The organism is Bacillus sp. ISO11, from assembly GCF_003458115.1.
GTDB classification, from domain to species: Bacteria; Bacillota; Bacilli; order Bacillales; family Bacillaceae_G; genus Bacillus_A; species Bacillus_A cereus.
Window position 1 is genome coordinate 96763 of the sequence record NZ_QXCO01000017.1, and the last position, 23694, is coordinate 120456.

Sequence of the window (23694 nt, forward strand, 5' to 3'; positions counted from 1 at the left end):
GTTATTATAAACTTCTCATAAACATATAATATGCCCTTACATTGCTAATACTGCTGAATATGATACAATTACCAATTACAAGGAGGATGAATTTATGAAAAAAGTCATCTTAACAATTGTTTGTCTCCTCCTTCTGATCATTTCTTATTCTTATTTTGAAAAGAACGACGAGACAAAACAAAATGAATCTGAAGAAAAAACAGAAAAAACATCTGCCCCAAATTGGATTGATAAGCAAACAAACGAATCTTTTTATCATCTTGTATTAGGCGATTCACTCGCTAAAGGATATGGATCGACACAAGGTGGATTTGCTGAATTAGCTTCTAAGCAAATAGAAGCACAAATTCATAAACCAATTACAGTAGAAAACCTTGGGGTAAACGGTCTTACAACAGATCGTCTCGCTAAAAAAGTTCAATCAGAAGATGTAAAGGAAAAAATTAGAGCAGCAAATATAATTACAATTAATATTGGAGGAAATAATTTATTTCGTTTAAATCGTGATGTTGGTGTTATAGATGGTATAAAAATGTTAAATAAAGAAAAAGCCCATTTTGAAGCGGATATAAAAAGTATTGTAAAGACAGTTCGAGATCAAAATCCGGACGCTTTACTCATTCTCTCAGAACTCTATAACCCGTTACAACTCGATGACTCCATCGCAAGTTATGCAGATATGTTTTTAGATGGCTGGAATGAATCTGTTTATTCCATTTCCAAAGCAAATCAACCATCTATCGTTTTACCAATTCGCAAATTAATATCGAATGATAAAAAAGAGTTATTATTTGACCAAGTACACCCAAATGATAACGGCTATGCAATTATTGCCAATACATTTACAAAGCAAGTGTTATCCTACAAATATTAAAGCGACCATGAAACAATTCTATTTTTATAACATGTCTTTTTTGTTACAATGATAGTGGAAGGGGGCCTTTATATGGAATCACGCGAGTGGGAACGTATTGTTGATCATCTTCTTTCGCTAGTGCCTCTTTTTTATCGCAAATTTATGCTTCCTGGAGAATTTTCTTCTCAAAGACATATGCCGCCATCACATACACAAGTATTACTGCTTTTGCATGAAAACGGCACATTAGCAGTTTCCGAAATCGGCAAGCGGCTAGCGATTTCACGGCCTAACATGACACCTCTATTAAACAAACTTATTCAAGAAGAACTAATAGAGCGTCATTATAGCGAAAAAGATCGACGGGTCATTTTAATTTCCCTAACAGCTGAAGGGAAATTATTAGTAAATCAGTATCAGCAATTCATTTTAGACAAACTAAAAGAAAATTTCCAAACATTATCTGAGGAAGAGCGCGAAAAGCTCATTCATTCTCTTCAAACCATTCAAAATTTAATTTTGAAAACAAACGTATAAAGCTGCTTCTAAATAGAAGCAGCTTTATGATTCGTAATAGTTACCATAGTATACATTGGAATATGGCCATGTTGTTAAATATGGTTTTTTTTCCTGTGTAGGCTGTTGTGTTGGTAATTGTGGTATTTGTGATAATTGCTGTAATTGTTGTTGCCGATATAATTCGTATTGTCTACTCGTATCATAAACCGGATAATAATTTACATATGGATATACTTGAGGTACGTAATAATAATACATTATCCTCTCCTCCTTTTTCTTAAACATATTCAAAGGAGAAAATGAATGTGACATTGTTTATAATTGTACAAGTGGTTCTCTCACTCGTTTCTTCCTTTTCTTCAAACGTAACTTACGGTTCTTTTCGTATAAATAATGCACAACGAAATATGAAATGAGACCAAACACAACTCCTAAAATCGTCATTCCAATTAATACATACACTTCACTTTGTAATAAGCTCTTTAATATCGTAAAAATGTGACTTGAAAACAAGTCCGATATCGTAAATGGTTCATGATGAATTTTCTGTACATGAAATGGATAAATCATTTTTCCTAACGCATACGCAAGCGGAAATAAAAATACTGGGAGAAACGATATTTTCCCAATAATATTGCCAATAACTGCCGCTGGAAAAGATCCCTTTGCTAACCTGACGATTGGATAAAATATTACATATACGAGCGATGCCGTATAAATGACTAACATTTCTAAGCCGAATCCTATAGCAAACCCTAACGATACTTTCTTTGCGCCTTCTGGCGATCGAAGCAACTTATAATATTGAAACTTTAATATTCTCCACATCCGCTGGAAAAACGAATATGTTTTCTTAGTTGTTTTCACCCTCATCATCTCTTTAACTATATTTTTATATGTAGTATGTCCTTACACACTCTGAAAAACAAATTTAGTTTTCTCTTTTATTATAAATGATATCGAAATGGTTAACCAAATATACATCCGACATTTTAATATAAAAAAACCTCCCTTTTAGGAAGGCTCTTCTACATTTTTAAATAAACTCACTAATAACGCTTTTTGAGCATGCAATCGATTACCAGCTTGCTCAAAGACGATAGACTGCGGTCCATCTATAATTTCTCCTGTTACTTCTTCTTCACGATGGGCAGGTAAACAGTGTAAGAAACGATATGTTTGCTTCGCATGCTTAACAAGTTCGTTATTGATTTGGTAAGGTTGAAATAAAGTATACTTCTCTTCTTCGCCCTCTTGCCCCATGCTCATCCAAACGTCAGTATAAATGAAATCTGCTTCATTCACCGCTAATTCAGGATCATGCAAAACTTCAATTTCAGCTCCTGTTTCCTTGGCAATTGCTAACGCTTTTTTTACAATCTCTTCATTCGGTTCATACCCTACAGGCGTTGCCACAGTCATATGCATTCCGACTTTTGCACTCGCTAGCAACAATGAATGACATACATTATTTCCGTCACCTACGTAAGCCAATTTTATTCCTTTAAATGTATTTGTTTCTTCGTATATCGTCATAAGGTCTGCCAATGCTTGACAAGGATGGTGATCATCCGTTAAACCGTTAATAACAGGAATACTCGATTCTTTTGCAAGCTCTTCTACATCCGCGTGTGAGAATGTACGTATCATGATCCCATCAATATACTGCGATAATACTTTCGCAGTATCTGAAACGCTTTCTCCTCTTCCCATTTGCATCTCTTTCCCACTTAAAAACATACCATGTCCCCCGAGCTGTACCATTCCTGCTTCAAAAGATACACGAGTACGAGTTGAATGCTTATCAAAAATAAGCCCTAATATTTTGCCTTGTAATAAAGGCTCTTGCTTATTCTTTTTTAAATATATAGCGAACTCAATTAAAGAAATAATTTCTTCTTTCGTTAATTCTTCTAGTGTTAAAAGATCTTTCGTATTTAATTTCGGTACTTGTACAGTTGACATGAAACTTCCCCCTTATATGATTGATACGTTTTTTGTACAAACTACTTTTTTTATTATATATACTGCCTGTTCTAACTCTTCATTCGTGACAATGAGTGGCGGTAATAGTCTTATCACATTAAGACCTGCTTGTAATACGAGAAGTCCTTCGTTTTCTAGTTGTTCTATAAAACTTGCAACTTCATGCTTACACTCAATCCCAATCATAAGCCCCTTACCACGTATATTTTGAATACATTCGACATGCTGTAATTCCTCTTGCAACTTCTCTAATACGTACTCGCCTTTTTCTTGTACTTCTTTTAAAAACGATGGTTTTTCACTTACTTGCAATACTTCTTTCGCTGCAGCCATCGCGATGTAATTCCCGCCAAAAGTTGAACCGTGTGATCCTGCAGTAAACGACGCTCCGAGCTCTTTCCGGCCAATCATCGCTCCAACAGGAATCCCATTCCCAAGCGCCTTTGCAACGGTAACGATATCAGGCTCTATTCCCACTTGTTCATAAGCGAATAGTGTTCCAGTTCTTCCTATCCCCGTTTGTACTTCGTCTATAATAAATAAGGAACCGAACTTATTACATAATGTTTCAATCTCTTTCAAAAAAGATAGATCAGCAGGTATTACTCCTCCCTCTCCTTGAACAACTTCTACCATTACCGCCGCAACTTCTTCATTCATTACTTCCTCTAATGCTTTAATATCGTTAAAAGGGATATGTAAAAAAGATGGAAGTAATGGACCAAATCCTTCTTTTACCTTATCTTGGCCCGTTGCACTCATCGTTCCAAATGTTCTACCGTGAAAAGACTGCTGGCATGTTACGACGAGAGATTTTCCAGTATGCTTACGTGCTAACTTTAAAGCCGCTTCATTTGCCTCTGCCCCACTATTACAGAAAAACACATAATCTAATTCTCTATTTTCTGTTAATAATGACGCAACTTCTTCTTGCAAGCTGTTTGTAAACAGGTTAGATATATGCCATATATCATCAAGTTGCTCTTGTACACCTTTGAGAACAGTAGGGTGACAATGTCCTAAATTACATACGCCAATTCCTGATGTGAAATCTAAATATTCCTTACCGTTATTATCAATAACTTTCGTTCCAGTTCCCTTTACAAACTCAATAGTTCTTCTGCCATACGTTTGAAAAAGATGACTCGTCATGCAATACTCACACCTTTCGTTACCGTCGTTCCAATACACTCTCCCGTAACCTCAGTAAAATCTTTTGTACCATTCACAATACTTATCTTTTGCACTCCCATTTTTAATGATGCTAGTGCCGCCTGTACTTTCGGAATCATCCCACCTGTAATAACACCTGTTTCTATAAAAGTAGCAATTTCAGATTCATCCGTTTCCTTTACCAAATTCCCTTCATGTAATATTCCATCTACATCCGTAATAAAAATAAGCTCTTTTGCCCCTAACGCAGCCGCAATCCCAGCTGCAGCATTGTCCGCATTTATGTTATAAACTTCATTACCATTTACCCCGATTGGAGCAATAACAGGAATATACTCCATATTCATTAATCCTTTTAATAAGGCTGTTTCTACATAACTTACTTCCCCCACATATCCTATCTCTTCACTGACAGGTTGAACTTGAAGTAAATTGCCGTCACATCCTGAACAACCTACCGCAAGTAAATTATGCTTTTGTAAATTCATTACGAGTTTTTTATTCGTACTTCCGCATAGCACCATTTGAACAACATCCATAACTTCTTTTGGTGTTACGCGTAATCCATCTCTTTTTTCTACGTTGATGTTACAATCTTTTAATTTGGCATCAATTTCTGGCCCACCACCATGAACAATCACTACTTTATACTTCTGTTGCAATTTCTTTATACATTCAAAAAACACAGCTTTTAATTGATTCAACATACTACCGCCGCATTTCACTACAATATATTCGCTCATCTTCTCTCTCCTTATGTACGATAACAAGCGTTTATTTTCACATATTCATAGCTTAAGTCACAGCCCCAAGCTGATCCTGTCTCTTCTCCTAAGTGTAAGTACACATTAATGACTATTTCATCTTCTTGTAATCTCTCTTTCATTTCTTCTTCAGAAAATGTTTGAGGCTCACTATTTTTTAATACCAATATAGATTGAAGAGTAATGTCAATTGTATTCGGACTAATAGCTACTTCACTTTGTCCAATACTGCTAATAATTCGTCCCCAGTTTGGGTCTTCACCATGTATTGCTGTTTTCACAAGACTCGAACCGACTATTTGCTTTGCAATTTTTTTTGCCTCTTCATTCGTTTGAGCTCCTAGCACATTTACTTCTATTAACTTCGTAGCGCCTTCACCATCTTGCGCAATTTTTTTTGCTAAATCTTCACATGCCTTCTGTAAAGCACATACGAAAGTTTCCCAATCTGTATGTTCCATATTTATCGGCCTTGTTTCTGATAATCCACTTGCCATAACGATGACCATATCATTCGTAGAAGTATCTCCATCTACCGTAATTTGATTAAATGTATGATTCGTAATTTGGGATAATGCCGTTTGCAATACGTCATGCTCTATATGAGCATCTGTCGTAATAAAACTAAGCATCGTTGCCATATTCGGATGAATCATCCCTGAACCTTTTGCAACACCCGCAATCGTCACTTTCTTCCCATCAATAATCATTTCATAGCAAGTTTCTTTCGTTATGAGATCCGTCGTTAAAATTGCTTCAGAAAAAGAATATGCTTCACTTTCTTCCTTCGTCGGTATAAGAGTTGCAACTCCCTTTCGGATTATATCCATCGGCAGCGGAACACCAATTACACCTGTTGAAGCTACTGCAACGTAATTTTCTTTCAATCCAAAATGTTCCGCCCCTAATGTGCGCATCTCGTATGCGTCTTGTAATCCTTTCATTCCAGTACAAGCATTTGCATTTCCACTATTAACGATAATTGCTTGTAACTTCCCTTCTGCCGTTATACTATCCTTCGTTACTTGCAAAGGGGCTGCTTGTATTTGATTCGTTGTATACACAGCGGCACATGATGCTGGTACGTCACAAACGATTGCCCCTAAATCCTTTTTCTCCTTTTTCAGACCATTTGCAGTACCAATTGCCGAAAAGCCTTTCGGCGTTACAATTGAACCATTTTCTAATTTTGTAATAGACGCTACTTTAATCATCATGTCCCCCTTATAGATAAAGCGGCATATGTTGTAAACCTGTTGTCTCTTCTAGTCCCGCTATTATGTTTGCATTTTGAATCGCTTGCCCAGCCGCGCCTTTCATCATATTGTCTATAACAGAAACGACCGTAACTCTTTCTGTTCTTTCATCGTAAGCTATGCCAATATCACAATAATTTGAGCCTCTCACTTCTTTTGGACTTGGAAATTTCCCTTGCGTACAAATTCGGATGAAAGGCGATTGTTCATACGTTTCTTCATACAATTTTTGAAGTTGCTTTATTTCCATCTTTTGTTTTACTTTTGCATAAAGTGTAATCATGATTCCTCGTGATATCGGTATTAAATGTGTGCTAAATGTAATTGGCTGTAATTCACTATTCCATTCTGTAAGCATTTGCTCAATCTCTGGAACGTGCTGATGCTGGTTTACTTTATAGATGTGTAAGTTATCGTATAGTTCAGGAAAATGAGTCATTGTTGTTGGTGTTTTACCTGCTCCTGATACCCCTGATTTCGCGTCAATAATAATCGAATCTTCTTCAATCCTGCTACTACGTACTAACGGTGCTATCGCTAGCAATGTGGCTGTAGCAAAACATCCTGGGTTTGCAATTAAATTTGCCTTTTGAATCTCAGTCCTTTTCCATTCACTTAACCCATACACTGCTTTTCTAAGAATTTCTTCTTTCGCTGCTGGCCTTTTATACCACAGTTCATATGACGAAGGATCTATCATACGAAAGTCTCCAGATAGGTCAATTACTTTTAAACCTTCTGCTAATAACTTGGGAGTTAACTCCGCCGATACTCCTGCTGGTGTTGCTAGAAATACGATTTCTGCTTCTTTCCCTATTGTCTCCACATCAATTTCTTGTAACGTATGAACGAGGACATTTCGAAGATGCGGATATACATTTGTTATACACTCACCAACTTGTGAAAAAGAATGAAGAGATGCTATAGAAAAATATGGATGTTGTTCTAATAAACGAATTAACTCAATGCCCCCATATCCAGTGGCTCCAATAATTGCGACTTTCATAAGTTCCTCCTCAAATCGATTCTTTAAATTAAGTATGATTATAATATTGTATATTTATAGAGTCAATTAAATATTTATAAATTTCACAAACTTAAAAAACTTAATTTTACTAGAAAAACAATATACACAACCGGATTTTTATACAAAAATAGTGCATGGTAGTTTTTTTATTTCACTTCAAGTACAATAAAACAATACATACGTACATACAGGCGGGAAAGAATATGAACGAAAAATTAATTGAGAAAATGATTATAAAAAGTTTTCAGCAATATCAATGCAGTCCAATATCAAAAGAAGATCAGGAAATGCTAGTGAAACATATTCAAACGGTGACTCATTCAAATATTGAAATTGATTTATACGAGGAGATTGAGGATATTGTTTATGATTATGTGACTGGAAAACAATAAAAAATAGGAGATTTCCATGTGGAAATCTCCTATTTTTTACTTAATGATTTACCTGCTACACGTTCAAATAAACCTGGAAATAAAGCATAAAGTTTCGGGCCAATTCCCATCCACTTCGGTAAGTTTACTTCACGTTTTTTCGTGTGCATCGACTTTACGATTTGTTCTGCTACGTATGTTGGTTTTAACATGTAACGTCCCATATTCTTTACATAGGTACCAGATTGATCCGCTATTTCAAAAAAGTTTGTATCTATCGGACCTGGATTAATTGCTGTAACATAAATATCTGTATTCGCTAATTCCATGCGTAAACTATTCGTAAATCCTAATACAGCATGTTTCGTTGCTGCATACGCACTTGATTTCGGAGTTGCAATTTTTCCGGCAAGGGAAGCAATATTAATAATATGTCCTTCGTTCTTGTTTACCATATAAGGTAGTACCGCTTTCGTACATGCTACTAATCCAAATACATTTACTTGGAACATATCTTTCACTTCATCCATTGACGCATCTTCAAACGTTTTAAAAATACCAAATCCCGCATTGTTTACTAATATATCAATACGTCCCACTTCTTGTAATACCTTTGAAAAAACAGACTGTACTTCCATCTCTTCACTTACATCTAATACATAATAATAGCAAGGCGTATTATAAGTTTCTTTAATTTTGTCTACTAACGCTTGTAGTTTCTCTTCTGTTCGAGCCATTAATACGGGAGTCGCTCCCTGTGCTGCAACTTGCATTGCAACTTGCTCACCAATCCCACTAGAAGCACCTGTAATGACGATTACTTTATTTTGTAAACGTCCTGTCATTGCTGTCACCTACTTTGCATAATAAATCAATTGTTGCGATGATTCATCAATCATCACTTGTTGATTATATGCTAAATAGTCCAATTGTCCAACCGTTTCTGAAATAGTAAGTGGTAATTGTTCTTTATATAATACCGGAAATAGTTTTACACATACTTCAAATGCTGTCATTGGTTTTTCCTTTAATAACTCAAGCACTTTAAAAGCACGTGTTTCTTGCTTTTGTAATCTCGTTTCAATAAGTTGTTTCACATTTAGAACATCTTCCCCATGCCCTGATAAAATGCGTGAAATATTCATTTCGCTTAAACGCTGTAATGTTTGATTATATTGTAGTAATGGGCGTGCCCGTTCTGTTTGCCCTTCATATGGTGGTTCTAGTATTGGATTCGAAGAAATATGACTGATGAGAGCATCTCCACCAATTAATATTCCATCAGATTCTCTATATAAAGAAATATGAGTAGAAGCATGACCTGGTGTTTCAAGTACTATAAATCCAGGCAAAGAATCAATACGATCTCCTTCTCTCACAGTATGCGTTAACGATCTATTACAAGAATATTTAAGTGTCCTCGTCGTCAATAACGACTCGTCTTTCAAAAATGCCGCTGGCACACCAAACTGTAAGGCCGTCTCTCTAAAAAATTCATGATACCGCTTTAAAAATTCTGGATTTTGTGTGATCCAAGGCTCATTCCAAGGATGTCCAATAATATTCGTCTTCTCAGAAAATATATTTAAAAGTCCACAATGATCTGCATGATGATGCGTAATGACTACTGTTTCAATATCTTCTATCGTATGTCCTAATGCACCTAATTGACTTTCTAACGCATTCCTTGCCTCTTCTGTATTCGTCCCTGTATCAATTAATGTTAATGTCTCCCCCTCAACTAAAAACACATTCACAGTTTCCACTGCAAATGGTACAGGAATCTCCATTCGGTGAATCGCCGTCATGCTTAGCCCCCCTGTCTCTTTCCGGTTCAAAAATGAATACTTCTTCAGTTTACAACTTCTATATATATTTGTCATTATTTTCAGATAAAAAGAGGTGTTTCCTATAAAAAAACGAATGTATGTACATTTATAAGAATTTCTAACCAAAATTAAAGGAGGAACATCATGTCTATTCAAAACATTTCCTTTCTCGGTGCAGGCTCTATTGCCGAAGCTATTATTGGTGGCTTGTTACATGCAAATGTCGTTAAAGGTGAACAAATTACTGTAAGTAATCGTTCTAACGAGACAAGATTACAAGAGCTACATAAAAAATACGGTGTCAAAGGTACTCATAATAAAAAAGAATTACTTACTGATGCAAATATTCTTTTTCTAGCAATGAAACCAAAGGATGTTGCAGAGGCGCTTACCCCTTTTAAAGAATACATAAATAATAACGTGCTTATTATTTCATTACTAGCAGGTGTTTCTACTCACTCAATTAGAAAACTACTTCAAAAAGACGTTCCAATTATTCGTGCAATGCCAAATACATCCGCAGCCATTTTAAAATCAGCTACCGCTATCTCCCCTTCAAAACATGCAACAGCGGAACATATTCACACTGCAACATCTTTATTTGAAACGATTGGTCTCGTCTCTGTTGTAGAGGAAGAAGATATGCATGCTGTCACTGCATTATCCGGAAGTGGACCTGCTTATATTTATTACGTAGTGGAAGCTATGGAAGAAGCTGCAACAAAAATTGGTTTAAAAGAAGATGTTGCAAAATCACTTATTCTTCAAACGATGATTGGTGCTGCTGAAATGTTAAAAGCAAGTGACAAACACCCTTCTATTTTGCGAAAGGAAATTACTTCTCCTGGTGGAACTACTGAGGCAGGTATTGAAGTATTACAAGAACATAAATTTCAACAAGCACTTGTTTCTTGTATTACACAGGCAACGAAACGATCACATAATCTTGGAAAAACATTAGAACAACTAACAAAAGAAAAATAGAAAAAGGAGCTCAAGTTTATTTGAGCTCCTTTTTCTATAATTACACTTAGTTATTGTTCTTCCCAAAAATCTCTTCTTGCAGGCGACGACCAGTCGGCGTTGCTGCAAGTCCACCTTCTGCTGTTTCACGAAGTGCTACTGGCATCGTTTGTCCGATTCTAAACATTGCCTCAATTACTTCATCACATGGAATTGTACTCGTTACACCAGCTAATGCTAAATCTGCTGAGATCATCGCATTTGCAGCTCCTGCTGCATTACGTTTTACACAAGGTACTTCTACAAGTCCTGCAACAGGATCACACACTAAACCAAGCATGTTCTTTAATGAAATTGCCATCGCTGTAGCTGCTTGATCTTGTGTTCCACCAGCCATCTCAACTGCAGCTGCAGCCGCCATTCCACTTGCTGAACCAACTTCAGCTTGGCATCCTCCTGCCGCACCAGAAATACAAGCGTTATTCGCAACAACCATACCGAAAGCTCCTGCTGTAAATAAGAATTCAATCATTTCTTCACGTGTAGGCTGCAATTTTTCTCTTAGTGCAAATAGTACACCTGGCACTGTTCCAGCAGACCCTGCTGTTGGTGTTGCACAAATAATTCCCATCGCTGCGTTTACTTCATTTGTTGCAACAGCTTTGCTTACTGCATCCAAAATCGTATCTCCAGATAAGCCTTTTCCACTCTTCATATACGCTTGAACTTTTACAGCATCTCCACCAGTTAAACCAGTTGGTGATTTCACGCCGCGAATACCACGTTCTACTGCTTGCTCCATCACTACTAAGTTCTTTTCCATACCAGCAATTACTTCTTCACGTGAAATACTTCTTGTTTCCATTTCACATTGAATCATAATTTCTGCGATTTTTACATTTTGTTCTTTAGCTTGCGCCACTAGTTCCGCTGCGTTCCGAAACATGGTGTGTCCCCCCTGCAATTATTCCATAATAGTTACTTGACAAATATTTTGTTGCGCTTTTATTTCTTCAATTACTTCATCTGCTAATAATTCATCTGTTTCGATGACCATAAGCGCTCTTCTTCCTTTTTCTTTACGAGATACACTCATCGTACTAATGTTAATCTCATGTTTCGCAAGGATTGAAGCTACCGCTGCAATAGCACCAAAGCGATCGTTATTTACAATAAGTAGTGCTGGGCTCGTGCCTGATAATTGAAGATCGAATCCGTTTAATTCTACAACTTCAATTTTACCGCCACCAATTGAGCAGGCAACAACTTCAATTTCATCTTCACCTTTATACAAACGAATTCTCGCTGTATTTGGATGAGGTGCATTGGCATCTTCTTCAATGAATTCCACTTCAATTTCGCGCTCTTTTGCTATTTCTAGCGCCTCTGGAATACGTAAGTCATCTGTTTCAAATCCTAATATTCCACCGATTAGTGCTACATCCGTACCATGCCCTCGATACGTCTTTGCAAATGATCCATATAACGAAATGCTTACTCTTTCTGGTTCATGACGAAACAGCTGGCGAGCAACTTGCCCCATTCTTGCCGCGCCTGCTGTATGTGAACTTGATGGTCCAATCATAACTGGACCGATAATATCAAATACTGAGCGATACTTCATCATAACTCCCCCTAAACCTCTATGAAAAAAATTTATTCTACTATTCTATTAAGCTGCTACATCTGTCGCTTTTCCAGTTGTACCACGAATTTGTTCTGCTATACGAATTGGATAGTTTTTGAATAAAAGTAATCCAATATAACCTGAAATAATACCAGTTATCATAATACATAAGAATCTTAGCATTATTTTCATTTAAAAATGATACAAGATAATCCACAATAAAGTCTGGTAGCAATCCAAAGTTTAACACAGAAGCCATTGCAAGCATAGCATAAACAAGTGATATAACCATTGCTAATGCAACTAAATTTGCACCCGCTATTCCACCTAGACTACCTGCTGATGTTCTGAACTCTTTTAAAGAGTGGTATACCAATTAAATCTCCACCACCTTATTAATAAAAAGCTTCAACTAAGGAACTTGCAATAGATACACTCGCTAATCATATCGTTTAGCTAAAAAGTGAAAAAGACTTATGACAAATAATAGTAATATCTTTCCTATTATAATTCTCGTGTTACTCTCTCATGATTTAGTCAACTTCACTTGTTACGATAATGACTAAAATACATGTGACTTATCATAAATTATAATCTGCCCTCATTATAGCTTGTTTTTTATAAAACGCTTACTTTTGTTGAATTTTAAAAGTTCTGAATAAAAGTCCATTTCTGCTATTTGTATCACTTGTATGTCATCTGACTTATATAACAGTTTTTCTAAATAATCATTATTTCGTATTTTTATCCTATATATTCAAACCATCCTAATTTTCTGTATCATCCAAGTATAAGTATAAAATAATAACAGTTTTATTTTTAAATTTTTTTAAAAAAAAAAAAATGGTAACCCGCCGTTACCATTTTTTATAAAATTATCATTTTTCTACTGGGAATGATTTCAAATCCGTCGCTATTTCTGTATTAGAAAACAACTCTCTAGCCTCTTTCAATAATTCCTTATATGTATCTCCTTGATAGCGAGAACTAATGTGAGTTAATATTAGTCGCTTCGCATTTGCCTGAAGTGCAATGCTCGCAGCTTGCTTAGATGTAGAATGAAAATAATCATACGCTTGTTGCTCATCTTCTGCTGCGAAAGTCGCTTCATGGACAAGTACATCTGCATCTTGCGCAAGCTCCCTACTCGCTTCGCAATATCGCGTATCACCTAAGATAGTAATAATTCTTCCTTTTTGAGGTGGGCCGATAAACTCATTTCCATTTAATATCGTGCCATCCTCTAATTCAACTGCTTCACCATCTTTTAAACGTTTAAAGATTGGACCTGGTTTCACACCCATCTCAAGTAACTTATCAACTAAAAGAGCACCTTGTATATCTTTCTCTACAATACGATATCCAAAACATTCTATACCGTGTGACAATCTTTTCGTTTCTACATAAAATTCATTATCTTCAAATACGGTACCTTCTTCTGTTATCTCCACAACTTCAAGTGGATATTTCACATGTGTCGTACTTACCGATAATGCCACTTCAATAAATTGTTTAATTCCTTTCGGTCCATACACCGTTAAAGGCGTAGTTCCTCCTTGAAATGAACGGCTACCTAATAAACCAGGCAATCCAAAAATATGATCGCCATGTAAATGCGTAATAAATATTTTTTCAATGCGGCGCGGACGTACAGATGTATGTAATATTTGATGTTGCGTGGCCTCGCCACAATCAAATAACCAAGTTTGTCCTCGTTCTTCTAACAATTGTAAAGCAATTGCTGAAACGTTCCTTCCTTTTGAAGGAACACCTGCACCAGTTCCTAAAAATACAAATTCCACTTTCTTTCCTCCAGCTCTAAATATACTCTATCTCTCATCTTACGGAATGTTATTTCAAATGGCAAATTGAATTTACATAACCAATCATCTAGACAACTATATAACACGAACATTATACTTAAAAAATTTAGCTATCGTTCGTGTTTTATGGTAAAATGATTATACTACATTTTAAGGGAGCGTTTTATTATGAAAGAAGTATTTCGTTTACAAACTGATTTTTCATCTTCATTTGATCGCTGGGTAAGTTCTTTCGTGTCTGATCACCCAGCACAATTAGAATGGACAACTTTAAAGGAATTAATCCATGAATATACAACATCACATACAAATGATACGTTACCAGCATATATTTCTTCAGCTTTAACATATTACGCCCAACGTGTTTCAACTACAAACAGTTCAGAGATTGTTATTTTTGAAAACCCTACAATCTCGTAATCTATAAATAAAAAAGCACTGGTTACAGTGCTTTTTTATTTATACTTATTTAGTAAATCGTCATATTCCGTCCAAAAGTTTGTATACATCCTTTGATCAAACTCATCTAAAATTATCTTGTCACTTGATTTATTAAATAATTCTTTTGCTTGTAATGCAAAAGAAACAATTTGTCTTCTATATTCATTTTCATTCAATTCTATATGAAGCCCTTCATAGTATATAGCCTTTTGATCAGTAGAAATAACTTTGACAAAGTCCTTTAAAATCACGTTTTTACCTATATGGTTTATAGTCCAATGAATTGAAATTGGGCATCCTAACATTAGCATAGTGCCACATCCGTGCAAAATAAGCCCCTCTTCATTTTCAATATCACAAATATATTCTTTATCTAAAGTTCGTAACAAAGCTAAAGCTGATTCACTTATTCCCCATTCCTCATCCATACCTGCCTGCGTAATAATCGTTCCAGCCATATTTAAATATATTTCTCCATGAGAACATAAATCTTCCTGCTCATTAAACAACCATTTTTGATTCTCAATATTTATAATAAAATTTTGTGGTCCCATTACAAATTCCCCTTTTATAAAAATATTTTTTCCATATTATTTATAATCAATATCATGCATTTCATCCCATATATCTATTATAAATCTGTTTAATATTTTAAAAACACAGATAAAAAAGATATTGACACTACGATTTTACAGTGCTAACATCAACATGTAATTGAATATGGTCTCTGTTAGGTGAGGCTCCTGTATAGAGAAACGCTGCTGCCCAAAAATGTCGAGAGACGCCAATGGGTCAACAGGAAAGGTCGGAATGAAGGCCTTTTTTAACGTAGCTGGTTTCAGTACCTATGCTATACAGTGCTAAAACTCAACGAGGGAGAGGTGCATGTATTTTGTCATACACAAAAACTGTTTTTATTTATGTCTACTAACAGTCTTTGTTGTGGACTCTTTTAACTGCGAATTCAGACCTTTACTCGTTTTGAGTAAAGGTCTTTTTACGTCTATATGCACCTTACTATGAAACAAACATAGCATATTCAGAAACTACTAAATTGTACGGAGGTGAGGAACAGTTGGCAATTGATGATTCGGCCCAGATACCCATACGTTTTACATTCATATTTCATCATGTAGGTAGGAAAGAAACTGTTCCTCACCATTTCAAATAGTTAGGTAACAGATTGTTTCCTCCTTCATGACAGAGGAGGAACTACCGATGTTTAATTTACAAAGACAAGAAACAAAGCATGCTTATGAGCAAGATAGCATGAAAACAAATAACGAATTATTAGTGGAGGTTGCAACACAAGATGTAAGCTCTGCGTTAAAACTTTTAGAAACAACACAAGATGGATTATCTAAACAAGAAGCGTCTCGTAGACTTTCTTTATATGGTCCGAATGAAATAGCTCATAATAAAATGGCGCCGTGGTACATTCAATTTCTATTGGCATTTAAAAATCCATTTATTTTCGTTTTATTAGCTCTTGGAGCACTCTCCTTTTTCACAGATGATATGCAAGGAACGATTGTCGTATCTGTAATGGTCCTACTTAGTGCAACGATTCGGTTTTCCCAAGAATTTCGTTCTCAAAAAGCTGCCGATAAGTTAAAAGCTATGGTTCGAACAACTGCGAGCGTATTTAGAATAAATGGATTTGTACATGAAACAAAAAATGTAAAGAATTTAAACCGAAATTACACAACAGAAATTCCAATTGAGGAACTTGTACCTGGCGATATTATTTCCCTTTCAGCTGGTGATATCGTTCCAGCTGATGTGCGTGTTGTATCCGCTAAAGATTTATTTGTTAATCAATCTTCTTTGACAGGGGAAGCACTTCCTGTAGAAAAATACGAACACTGCTACCATACAGAAAATAAGCATATCTTACCGAAAAACATGAAAAAAAATTACAATCCACTCGATATGGAAAACCTTTGCTTCATGGGAACAAATATTGTAAGTGGCAGCGCAAAAGCTGTTGTCATCTCAACAAGTACCGATACGTATTTCGGCTCTTTAGCAAATAAGGTAATTGGAAAGCGTGTAGAAACAAGCTTTGATAAAGGTGTAAACAAAGTAAGCTGGCTCTTAATTACATTCATGCTTATTATGGCACCTATTGTCCTTCTCATTAATGGATTCACAAAAGGAGATTGGCAAGAAGCTTTCTTCTTCGCTATTGCCGTTGCTGTTGGCCTTACACCTGAAATGTTACCAATGATTGTAACTGCTAATTTAGCTAAAGGTGCCGTTAACATGTCTAAACAAAAAGTAATTGTAAAACAGCTAAATTCTATTCAAAACTTAGGTGCTATGAACATTCTTTGTACAGATAAAACCGGAACTTTAACAGAAGATAAAGTGGTCCTTGTTCGTCACTTAGATCCCAAGGGAAATGAATGCAATCGCGTCTTGCAATTTGCCTATTTAAATAGTTTCTATCAAACTGGATTGAAAAATTTAATAGATAAAGCTGTTATTAAGCATACAGAGGAAAACAATAAATTTAATCCATCAGCTTTTCAAAAGCTAGATGAAATTCCATTCGATTTCGCCCGCCGGCGTATGTCAGTTATCGTAAAGGATATTTCAGGTGAACATACAATGGTTTGTAAAGGTGCCGTAGAAGAAATTTTATCAATTTGTAACTACACTGAAGTGGATGAAAAAGTCGTTTCACTCACCGAGGAAATACGTTCAAATGTCAAAAAACTAAGTGAGACACTAAATAGTGAAGGTATGCGGGTTATTGCTGTGGCTTATAAAAAAGATAGAAGAATAAATGATACAGAGTACGCAGTAAAAGACGAAACTGATATGATTCTCAGTGGATATATCGGCTTTTTAGATCCACCGAAACCATCTGCAGCAGCTGCAATTCAAGCATTACAAAAACATGGTGTACAAGTGAAAATTTTAACTGGCGATAACGAAATTGTTACAAGAAAGGTTTGTAAAGAAGTTGGATTAGATATCGGCGAACCAATCCTCGGTTACGAGATTGATTCTTTACCAGATAAAGCATTAGCAAAACTTGCTGAAGAAACGACTGTATTTGCGAAGCTTAATCCAATGCAAAAATCTCGTATTATACACGCATTACAAGGAAATGGACACACTGTAGGTTACATGGGAGACGGCATTAACGATGCTGTAGCATTACGTGAAGCTGATGTCGGAATATCTGTTAATACTGCTACTGATATTGCGAAAGAAGCTTCCGATATTATTCTACTCGAAAAAAGTTTAACTATATTAGAAGCAGGTATTTTAGAAGGACGTACTACATTCGGAAATATTTTAAAATATATTAAGATGACAGCTAGCTCTAACTTCGGTAATGTGTTTAGCGTGTTAGTAGCAAGTGCTTTCATTCCTTTTTTACCGATGCTTGCCATTCATCTTTTAATTCAAAACTTACTTTATGATATTTCACAACTTTCTATTCCATGGGACAAAATGGATAAAGAGTTTCTAGAAAAACCACGAAAATGGGATACTGCAAACTTACGAAGCTTCATTATTTGTATCGGCCCAATTAGTTCCGTATTTGATATTATCACATACGTAGTCATGTGGAATGTATTTGGTGCAAATACACCGAGCGAGCAATCATTATTCCAGTCCGGTTGGTTTGTCGTTGGATTGTTAACACAAACTTTAATTGTTCACATGATAAGAACACAAAAGATTCCATTTATTCAAAGCACTGCATCAACACCAGTCGTTTTATTAACCGCTCTTATTATGGCAATCGGGATTTATATTCCATTCTCACCACTTGGTGCAGCCGTTGGTTTGCAAGCATTGCCACTTAACTACTTCCCTTGGTTAGTAGGAATACTATTAGGCTACGCTTTTTTAACACAGTTCCTAAAAAAGCTTTATATTAAAAAGTTTCATAGCTGGTTGTAAAAATAAGAATGAGTGGGTATTCCCCGCTCATTCTAAAAAACATAACACATATTTATATATGGAGGTGACCATGATGGTATGGTACGACATTGTATTCAGATTAGTTATCGCAATTATTGTAGGAGCTTGCATTGGAATGGAAAGACAATGGAGACACCGAATGGCTGGGTTACGGACAAATGCTCTCGTATCACTTGGTGCCTGTATATTTGTTTTATTATCCGTCATGCTTGATCATGATGCTAGCCCATCCCGCATTGCTGCTCAAGTCGTTAGTGGCATTGGCTTTTTAGGGGGTGGCGTTATTATCCGCGATGGTTTTAGTATTAGAGGGCTAAATACGGCAGCTACTTTATGGTGTGCAGCTGCTGTCGGTACTCTTACAGGCGCCGGTTTCCTCGTTGCAGCTATATTAGGTGCAGCCGGCGTGTTACTAGCAAATATACTTCTTCGCCCAATTGCTCTTTTTATGAATAAAAAATCAAAAGAAGAATCACCAGAACAAACGAACTACTTACTTTCCCTTACTTGTTCAGAAGAACATGAAGCACATATTCGTTTTTTACTTATGCATATGGTAAGTACAGAAGGGCTCCGTTTAAAAGAATTGTATAGTGAAGATGTAGATTCTAATCAAAAAGTTTGTATACAGGCTACATTACATTGCAAGACAAATGCGGCTATCTTAATTGAAAAAATAGTAAGTAGAATGCTATTAGAGTCTGGCGTTACTGGAGCTGGATGGAAGACTTCTTTAAATTTAGAAGCGAGTTAAATAGGAAAGGTGTCATGATTTTACTACTTCATGACACCTTCTACATAAACTTATTTTCTAACTTTTGTTGAAACGACTTCTCTTGCTTACGTAGTAGTTGACTACCTCGTTGTAAAATCGGTGTTCCATACTTATCATTAATTTGATCAATGACAGCAAGTAGTGGCTCTTTTTTCGCATCCTCTTCAAATGAAAACAAATCTAATTGTTTCACCGATTCTGTCTTCCACTCTATTTCAGTAGCTGTAACACCTAGTAAACGAACGGAATCACCATCCCAATGTTGCTTCCATAAACGGGATGCTGCTTGAAAAATATCGCGTTCTTCCCAAATTGCATTTTTCAATTGCTTACTCCGTGTTACTGTTCGCCTATCATGGTATTTAATCATAATTTGAATATTATAGCTGACAAGGGTTCGCTTTTGTAATCTTTTACTCACTGATTTTGATAAACGTTCTAACATATCAAGCAATTCTTTCTCTTCATCCATATCCTTTGAAAAAGTCATCGAGTTACCGACACTTTTATGTTGGCCCATTTGACTCGGATCCACTTCCCTATCATCCGTACCTTTTGCACGCTTTTGTAAATCAATACCGTGCTTCCCAATTTTAGCGCGAATGATATGCTCGTCTCCCTTCGCTAACTGTTCAATTGTATGTATATGAATTTCATTTAATTTTTCAGCTGTTTTTTCTCCAATCCCATGCATTGCTTCAACTGGAAGTGGCCAAATCATTTCTGGAATATCACGTTTTCGAAGTACGGTAATACCGAGAGGTTTTTTCATATCAGAAGCTGTTTTTGCTAGGAAAAGATTTGGAGCAATTCCGATACTACACGGAAGCTGCAACTCTGTTAATAGTGCTTGTTGAATCATCTTTGCTATTTCAAGAGGCGAACCAAGTGCGTAGCAATCTGTAATATCTAAATATCCTTCATCTATTGAGACTGGTTGTATCTTTTCTGTAAAACGGGAAAGGACTTGAAACATTTGAAATGAAGCTTCGCGATATAATGTGAAATTAGGACGCCTTACAACTAATTGCGGGCATAACCTTTTCGCTTCCCAAAGGGGCATCGTCGTACGTATTCCGTATTCTCTCGCCTCATAACTACATGTTATAATAATTCCTTTTCTCTCTTTTTCATTTCCAGCAACCGCTAATGGCTTTCCTTGTAATGATGGATCATGAGCAATTTCAACAGATGCGAAAAAGCAATTCATATCTACATGTAAAATAACACGACCATTTTTCGGATACATTTCTCGCATAGTACTCACTCCCTAATCAGAACGTTCGTTCTTTCATTATATCAAATTTTGCACAATAGTTATAATAATTACTTGTTCTTTTTTATAATCGATATAAAGAGGATATATATGTGAAAGGGTCTGATTATGATGAGATCAACTAATAAAGTGAAACTTTAATCAGCCCTCACCTAAATTCTTTACTTTCGCTGAATTTTGAGGTGGGGGGCTTACTGTCCGGCAAATAGCGGGATAAACTCAATTATACATTCCTTGTAGTTATATTAATCATTGCAATTAATTATTTACTACTTCCGATTTTCAATATGAATACGTTAGGATTATTCCTTCGTCTAGTACATGTAGCAACAACGTATATACTTCCATAGGTTTTCTTATATTGGCTTATACGTCTTGTCAAAGCAATCGAATCAAAATAAAAAGCGTGTAAATCACAATTGATTTACACGCTTTTTCTATTCCATTACTTCGCTACTTCTTCAATAATTGCAACAACTAATTCTGCTGTTTTTGCTAATTCTTCAACAGGAATCTTCTCGTTTGTTGTATGAATTTCTTCATAACCAACTGCTAAGTTAACTGTTGGGATACCATGTCCTGCAATTACGTTTGCATCACTTCCGCCACCACTTTGGTGAAGAGAAGGTGTACGACCAATTTTTTCAGCTGCACGTTTTGCAACTTCTACAACATGATCACCATCAGCAAATTTAAATCCTGGGTACATAACGTTTACTTCAACGTCTGCATGCCCGCCCATTTCTTTTGCAGTTGTTTCAAATGCTTCTTTCATTTTCGCAACTTGTGCTTCCATTTTCTCATTGATTAAAGAACGAGCTTCTGCAAAGATTTGTACATGATCGCAAACGATATTCGTTTGTGTACCACCTTCAAAACGTCCAATATTTGCAGTCGTTTCAGAGTCAATGCGACCAAGTGGCATCTTCGCAATTGCTTTCGCTGCGATAGTAATTGCAGATACACCTTTCTCCGGCGCTACACCAGCGTGAGCTGTTTTCCCGCGAATAATTGCGTTCACTTTCGCTTGTGTTGGAGCTGCAACAACGATTTCACCAACTTTTCCATCGCTATCTAATGCGTAGCCATATTTCGCTGTAATACGCTCACGGTCTAATGCTTTTGCACCAACAAGACCTGATTCTTCTCCGACTGTAATAATAAATTCAATTTTACCATGAGGGATATTTTTCTCTTTTAAAACACGGATTGCTTCGAACATTGATGCTAATCCAGCTTTATCATCCGCACCTAAAATTGTTGTACCATCTGATACGATATATCCATCTTTAATAGAAGGCTTAATTCCATTACCAGGAACTACTGTATCCATATGAGAAGTAAAGTAAATTGTATCAACACCATCTTTTGTTGCTGGTAAAGTACAAATTAAGTTACCTGCACCATGACCAGTTACAGCCATTGTGTCATCTTCAAATACTTCTACACCTAAATCTGTAAATTTCTTCGTTAATACTTTGCAGATTTCTGCTTCAAATTTCGTTTCAGAATCTACTTGTACTAATTCCATAAATTCATTTACTAAACGTTCTTGATTAATCATAAGACTGCGCCTCCTGCACTACCATTATGTATGTAACACTATTAATTATAACAGAATTTCGCAAAAGTTTCGAAATACAAGACAAAAAACAGATGGTTTACACGTCTAGATAACCATCTGCTTTCTATTACTCATTTAACAATACCCAGCGCATATGATCTTCCCACACGCCATTTACCATTAACATCTTCCTAGATACGCCTTCATATTGAAAACCTATCTTCGTTACTACTTGTATAGATGCTAAATTACGAGGCATAATCGGAGCTTCTATACGATGTAACTGAAATTCCCCAAAAGCAACTTGAATTGCTTTTCTAAGCGCTTCTGTCGTATACCCTTTGTTTAACTCTGCTTTATCTAATTTATAACTGAGTACACAAGATTGATAAATGCCACGAACGATTAAATTAAATGAAATACACCCAATTATTTTCGTATCATCACCCTTTTTAAAAATCCATAGTCTGATGATTTTCCCTTCTTCGAACTCTTTTCTATCCTTTTGCAACTTTTTCTTTTGATAATCTAGCGTAAAAAAATCATCCGGTCTATACTCTTCCCAAGCTTTTAAAAATTCACGATTTCTGTCGTAATATTGAAGAACTGTTTCAGCATACGACTCATCAATTTCCCTTAAGTATAAACGATCTGTTTCGTATATTTTCATCATCGTATCTCCATTCTTCAGCTTGCCCAACTAAAAATTAACAATATACCCTTTTACTATATTCTCTACACACTCTCAAATTTCCTGTTATATTTTGCAATCCCCTCCCGAATTTTGTCCTCACTCTCCCCTTGTCCATAATTTCATTTCTCGTTACAATGAAATTGTACTGATTTGCAAGGAGGTATAACGATGCATAAAAAAGCTCAAAAAGTTATGGTTTATGTGATGCTAATTTCTATGCTTGTAACAACATTACTTGCTGGCGCGAGTATGTTTTGGTAAAAAGGGCGATGTGTTCGTCCTTTTTTTACTTTTTACACATAACAAAATAAACCATCTCGACATCGAGATGGTTTATTTTATATAAAACACAATCGCTACAATACTAAAGGAAAATGACATTACAAGCGCTATTACAAAACTTGTATATTGTTTCTGCTGAAATGCCCCAATAACAAAAGTGAGATTAAGTAATGCCATACATACAATCGCTACAAGATAAGAACATATATTAAAAGTTGCCAATATGAATGTAATAACAAATAGAAATCCCATAAAAAACTGCATATACGAAAGTTTTGGATTCAAGTACATATGAGCAACCCCTTTATCTAATTTTATCTTTCTATACTCTCATTAACGCACGGTTATGTACACATGTCAAGACAACTTATTATAATAGAAAAAGCCAACCTTTTCTGAAGTGACCCCTAAAAGTTAGACACGGTTATTTCATTAGGCAGCTTGATAAAAATGAGTCCGGTATTGCACCGGGCTCATTTTTAATTTTGCCTTTATCCGTTTTGTATTGTAATAATCTATATAT

General features: G+C 35.8%; 27 protein-coding genes and 1 riboswitch. Of the genes, 8 read left to right on the plus strand and 19 right to left on the minus strand.

All coding sequences use genetic code 11. The features are described 5' to 3' along the window. Positions 1-94: 94 nt before the first annotated feature. On the plus strand, positions 95-874 hold the full coding sequence (locus D1166_RS18485) for a GDSL-type esterase/lipase family protein (RefSeq protein ID WP_000755850.1): 780 nt from the start codon (positions 95-97) through the stop codon (positions 872-874). Positions 875-946: 72 nt separating this feature from the next. Next, positions 947-1393 (plus strand): MarR family winged helix-turn-helix transcriptional regulator, encoded by a 447-nt coding sequence (locus tag D1166_RS18490; protein WP_000445819.1) that lies wholly within the window; start codon positions 947-949, stop codon positions 1391-1393. A 24-nt stretch (positions 1394-1417) separates the two neighbouring features. Here the strand turns inward: D1166_RS18490 and D1166_RS18495 are convergent, their stop codons facing one another. The 7 genes from D1166_RS18495 to argC all read right to left on the minus strand — a co-directional run bounded on the left by D1166_RS18495 (position 1418) and on the right by argC (position 7560). Beyond that, a complete protein-coding gene (locus tag D1166_RS18495) occupies positions 1418-1633 on the minus strand; it encodes a hypothetical protein (RefSeq protein ID WP_000291957.1) in 216 nt (71 codons plus the stop codon). 57 nt (positions 1634-1690) lie between these two features. Continuing rightward, positions 1691-2251: a DUF2062 domain-containing protein gene (locus D1166_RS18500; RefSeq protein WP_002005691.1), complete on the minus strand. Its 561-nt coding sequence runs from the start codon at positions 2249-2251 to the stop codon at positions 1691-1693. Between the two features lie 138 nt (positions 2252-2389). Continuing rightward, positions 2390-3340: an ornithine carbamoyltransferase gene (argF, locus tag D1166_RS18505; RefSeq protein WP_000108852.1), complete on the minus strand. Its 951-nt coding sequence runs from the start codon at positions 3338-3340 to the stop codon at positions 2390-2392. Between the two features lie 12 nt (positions 3341-3352). After that, positions 3353-4513, minus strand: coding sequence for an acetylornithine transaminase (locus tag D1166_RS18510; RefSeq protein ID WP_097855717.1), 1161 nt, complete (start codon positions 4511-4513; stop codon positions 3353-3355). After that, complete coding sequence (argB, locus tag D1166_RS18515) at positions 4510-5277, minus strand: acetylglutamate kinase (protein WP_000006080.1); 768 nt, start codon at positions 5275-5277, stop codon at positions 4510-4512. Before argB ends, D1166_RS18510 begins: the two co-directional genes overlap by 4 nt. An 11-nt stretch (positions 5278-5288) precedes the next feature. Beyond that, positions 5289-6512 (minus strand): bifunctional glutamate N-acetyltransferase/amino-acid acetyltransferase ArgJ, encoded by a 1224-nt coding sequence (gene argJ, locus D1166_RS18520; protein ID WP_061654457.1) that lies wholly within the window; start codon positions 6510-6512, stop codon positions 5289-5291. A gap of 10 nt (positions 6513-6522) precedes the next feature. Further along, positions 6523-7560, minus strand: coding sequence for an N-acetyl-gamma-glutamyl-phosphate reductase (gene argC, locus D1166_RS18525; protein WP_000861251.1), 1038 nt, complete (start codon positions 7558-7560; stop codon positions 6523-6525). Positions 7561-7784: 224 nt separating this feature from the next. Here argC and D1166_RS18530 point away from each other — a divergent pair, with 224 nt between their 5' ends. Continuing rightward, entirely contained in the window at positions 7785-7973 is a 189-nt protein-coding gene (locus tag D1166_RS18530) for a YqzH family protein (RefSeq protein WP_001003222.1), read from the plus strand. 29 nt (positions 7974-8002) lie between these two features. Here D1166_RS18530 and D1166_RS18535 read toward each other — a convergent pair whose 3' ends face one another. Next, positions 8003-8797, minus strand: coding sequence for an SDR family NAD(P)-dependent oxidoreductase (locus tag D1166_RS18535; RefSeq protein ID WP_000147791.1), 795 nt, complete (start codon positions 8795-8797; stop codon positions 8003-8005). 9 nt (positions 8798-8806) lie between these two features. Continuing rightward, positions 8807-9760, minus strand: coding sequence for an MBL fold metallo-hydrolase (locus tag D1166_RS18540; protein ID WP_000125118.1), 954 nt, complete (start codon positions 9758-9760; stop codon positions 8807-8809). A gap of 165 nt (positions 9761-9925) precedes the next feature. Here D1166_RS18540 and proI point away from each other — a divergent pair, with 165 nt between their 5' ends. Then, entirely contained in the window at positions 9926-10765 is an 840-nt protein-coding gene (gene proI / locus D1166_RS18545) for a pyrroline-5-carboxylate reductase ProI (protein ID WP_000027253.1), read from the plus strand. A gap of 46 nt (positions 10766-10811) precedes the next feature. Here proI and sdaAA read toward each other — a convergent pair whose 3' ends face one another. The 4 genes from sdaAA to rnz form a co-directional block, all read right to left on the minus strand. Beyond that, entirely contained in the window at positions 10812-11690 is an 879-nt protein-coding gene (sdaAA, locus tag D1166_RS18550; RefSeq protein WP_000489461.1) for an L-serine ammonia-lyase, iron-sulfur-dependent, subunit alpha, read from the minus strand. A gap of 18 nt (positions 11691-11708) precedes the next feature. Continuing rightward, entirely contained in the window at positions 11709-12368 is a 660-nt protein-coding gene (sdaAB, locus tag D1166_RS18555) for an L-serine ammonia-lyase, iron-sulfur-dependent subunit beta (RefSeq protein ID WP_000877445.1), read from the minus strand. A gap of 40 nt (positions 12369-12408) precedes the next feature. After that, entirely contained in the window at positions 12409-12693 is a 285-nt protein-coding gene (locus D1166_RS18560; protein ID WP_048567782.1) for a hypothetical protein, read from the minus strand. 556 nt (positions 12694-13249) lie between these two features. Further along, entirely contained in the window at positions 13250-14173 is a 924-nt protein-coding gene (gene rnz, locus D1166_RS18565; RefSeq protein WP_000397453.1) for a ribonuclease Z, read from the minus strand. A gap of 189 nt (positions 14174-14362) precedes the next feature. Here rnz and D1166_RS18570 point away from each other — a divergent pair, with 189 nt between their 5' ends. After that, positions 14363-14614: a DUF3932 family protein gene (locus tag D1166_RS18570; protein WP_000665709.1), complete on the plus strand. Its 252-nt coding sequence runs from the start codon at positions 14363-14365 to the stop codon at positions 14612-14614. A 35-nt stretch (positions 14615-14649) separates the two neighbouring features. On the opposite strand, the gene D1166_RS18575 is transcribed toward D1166_RS18570, so the two are convergent. Next, positions 14650-15189, minus strand: a complete 540-nt coding sequence (locus D1166_RS18575; RefSeq protein WP_048567754.1) for a hypothetical protein — start codon at positions 15187-15189, stop codon at positions 14650-14652. A gap of 165 nt (positions 15190-15354) precedes the next feature. Continuing rightward, a riboswitch (M-box (ykoK) riboswitch) is annotated at positions 15355-15522 on the plus strand. Positions 15523-15853: 331 nt separating this feature from the next. Here D1166_RS18575 and mgtA point away from each other — a divergent pair. After that, entirely contained in the window at positions 15854-18559 is a 2706-nt protein-coding gene (gene mgtA, locus D1166_RS18580; RefSeq protein WP_118043371.1) for a magnesium-translocating P-type ATPase, read from the plus strand. Between the two features lie 73 nt (positions 18560-18632). Then, complete coding sequence (locus D1166_RS18585; protein ID WP_000262341.1) at positions 18633-19334, plus strand: MgtC/SapB family protein; 702 nt, start codon at positions 18633-18635, stop codon at positions 19332-19334. Positions 19335-19374: 40 nt separating this feature from the next. Here D1166_RS18585 and D1166_RS18590 read toward each other — a convergent pair whose 3' ends face one another. From D1166_RS18590 to D1166_RS18600, 3 genes are all read right to left on the minus strand, one after another. Continuing rightward, on the minus strand, positions 19375-20613 hold the full coding sequence (locus tag D1166_RS18590; protein ID WP_001208856.1) for a DNA polymerase IV: 1239 nt from the start codon (positions 20611-20613) through the stop codon (positions 19375-19377). 463 nt (positions 20614-21076) lie between these two features. Continuing rightward, the gene (locus D1166_RS18595; RefSeq protein WP_000609803.1) at positions 21077-22195 is read right to left on the minus strand and encodes a tripeptidase T; all 1119 of its coding nucleotides are present in this window, start codon (positions 22193-22195) and stop codon (positions 21077-21079) included. Positions 22196-22322: 127 nt separating this feature from the next. Continuing rightward, complete coding sequence (locus D1166_RS18600) at positions 22323-22868, minus strand: GNAT family N-acetyltransferase (protein WP_001987197.1); 546 nt, start codon at positions 22866-22868, stop codon at positions 22323-22325. A gap of 189 nt (positions 22869-23057) precedes the next feature. On the opposite strand from D1166_RS18600, the gene prli42 reads away from it, so the two are divergent. After that, positions 23058-23150, plus strand: coding sequence for a stressosome-associated protein Prli42 (prli42, locus tag D1166_RS31320; RefSeq protein WP_000549040.1), 93 nt, complete (start codon positions 23058-23060; stop codon positions 23148-23150). 72 nt (positions 23151-23222) lie between these two features. Here prli42 and D1166_RS18605 read toward each other — a convergent pair whose 3' ends face one another. Both D1166_RS18605 and D1166_RS18610 read right to left on the minus strand, forming a co-directional pair. Then, the gene (locus D1166_RS18605) at positions 23223-23462 is read right to left on the minus strand and encodes a DUF3894 domain-containing protein (RefSeq protein WP_000281167.1); all 240 of its coding nucleotides are present in this window, start codon (positions 23460-23462) and stop codon (positions 23223-23225) included. A 141-nt stretch (positions 23463-23603) separates the two neighbouring features. Next, a partial coding sequence (locus D1166_RS18610) for an IS3 family transposase (RefSeq protein ID WP_130953558.1) occupies positions 23604-23694 on the minus strand: 91 nt, incomplete at its 5' end.

What these genes read in the sequence shown, in the direction of transcription:
- D1166_RS18485 (WP_000755850.1), top strand. Translation starts at nt 95, where the DNA reads ATGAAAAAAGTCATCTTAACAATTGTTTGTCTCCTCCTTCTGATCATT.
- D1166_RS18490 (WP_000445819.1), top strand. Translation starts at nt 947, where the DNA reads ATGGAATCACGCGAGTGGGAACGTATTGTTGATCATCTTCTTTCGCTA.
- D1166_RS18495 (WP_000291957.1), bottom strand. Translation starts at nt 1,633, where the DNA reads ATGTATTATTATTACGTACCTCAAGTATATCCATATGTAAATTATTAT.
- D1166_RS18500 (WP_002005691.1), bottom strand. Translation starts at nt 2,251, where the DNA reads ATGATGAGGGTGAAAACAACTAAGAAAACATATTCGTTTTTCCAGCGG.
- argF (WP_000108852.1), bottom strand. Translation starts at nt 3,340, where the DNA reads ATGTCAACTGTACAAGTACCGAAATTAAATACGAAAGATCTTTTAACA.
- D1166_RS18510 (WP_097855717.1), bottom strand. Translation starts at nt 4,513, where the DNA reads ATGACGAGTCATCTTTTTCAAACGTATGGCAGAAGAACTATTGAGTTT.
- argB (WP_000006080.1), bottom strand. Translation starts at nt 5,277, where the DNA reads ATGAGCGAATATATTGTAGTGAAATGCGGCGGTAGTATGTTGAATCAA.
- argJ (WP_061654457.1), bottom strand. Translation starts at nt 6,512, where the DNA reads ATGATTAAAGTAGCGTCTATTACAAAATTAGAAAATGGTTCAATTGTA.
- argC (WP_000861251.1), bottom strand. Translation starts at nt 7,560, where the DNA reads ATGAAAGTCGCAATTATTGGAGCCACTGGATATGGGGGCATTGAGTTA.
- D1166_RS18530 (WP_001003222.1), top strand. Translation starts at nt 7,785, where the DNA reads ATGAACGAAAAATTAATTGAGAAAATGATTATAAAAAGTTTTCAGCAA.
- D1166_RS18535 (WP_000147791.1), bottom strand. Translation starts at nt 8,797, where the DNA reads ATGACAGGACGTTTACAAAATAAAGTAATCGTCATTACAGGTGCTTCT.
- D1166_RS18540 (WP_000125118.1), bottom strand. Translation starts at nt 9,760, where the DNA reads ATGACGGCGATTCACCGAATGGAGATTCCTGTACCATTTGCAGTGGAA.
- proI (WP_000027253.1), top strand. Translation starts at nt 9,926, where the DNA reads ATGTCTATTCAAAACATTTCCTTTCTCGGTGCAGGCTCTATTGCCGAA.
- sdaAA (WP_000489461.1), bottom strand. Translation starts at nt 11,690, where the DNA reads ATGTTTCGGAACGCAGCGGAACTAGTGGCGCAAGCTAAAGAACAAAAT.
- sdaAB (WP_000877445.1), bottom strand. Translation starts at nt 12,368, where the DNA reads ATGAAGTATCGCTCAGTATTTGATATTATCGGTCCAGTTATGATTGGA.
- D1166_RS18570 (WP_000665709.1), top strand. Translation starts at nt 14,363, where the DNA reads ATGAAAGAAGTATTTCGTTTACAAACTGATTTTTCATCTTCATTTGAT.
- D1166_RS18575 (WP_048567754.1), bottom strand. Translation starts at nt 15,189, where the DNA reads ATGGGACCACAAAATTTTATTATAAATATTGAGAATCAAAAATGGTTG.
- mgtA (WP_118043371.1), top strand. Translation starts at nt 15,854, where the DNA reads ATGTTTAATTTACAAAGACAAGAAACAAAGCATGCTTATGAGCAAGAT.
- D1166_RS18585 (WP_000262341.1), top strand. Translation starts at nt 18,633, where the DNA reads ATGGTATGGTACGACATTGTATTCAGATTAGTTATCGCAATTATTGTA.
- D1166_RS18590 (WP_001208856.1), bottom strand. Translation starts at nt 20,613, where the DNA reads ATGCGAGAAATGTATCCGAAAAATGGTCGTGTTATTTTACATGTAGAT.
- D1166_RS18595 (WP_000609803.1), bottom strand. Translation starts at nt 22,195, where the DNA reads ATGATTAATCAAGAACGTTTAGTAAATGAATTTATGGAATTAGTACAA.
- D1166_RS18600 (WP_001987197.1), bottom strand. Translation starts at nt 22,868, where the DNA reads ATGATGAAAATATACGAAACAGATCGTTTATACTTAAGGGAAATTGAT.
- prli42 (WP_000549040.1), top strand. Translation starts at nt 23,058, where the DNA reads ATGCATAAAAAAGCTCAAAAAGTTATGGTTTATGTGATGCTAATTTCT.
- D1166_RS18605 (WP_000281167.1), bottom strand. Translation starts at nt 23,462, where the DNA reads ATGTACTTGAATCCAAAACTTTCGTATATGCAGTTTTTTATGGGATTT.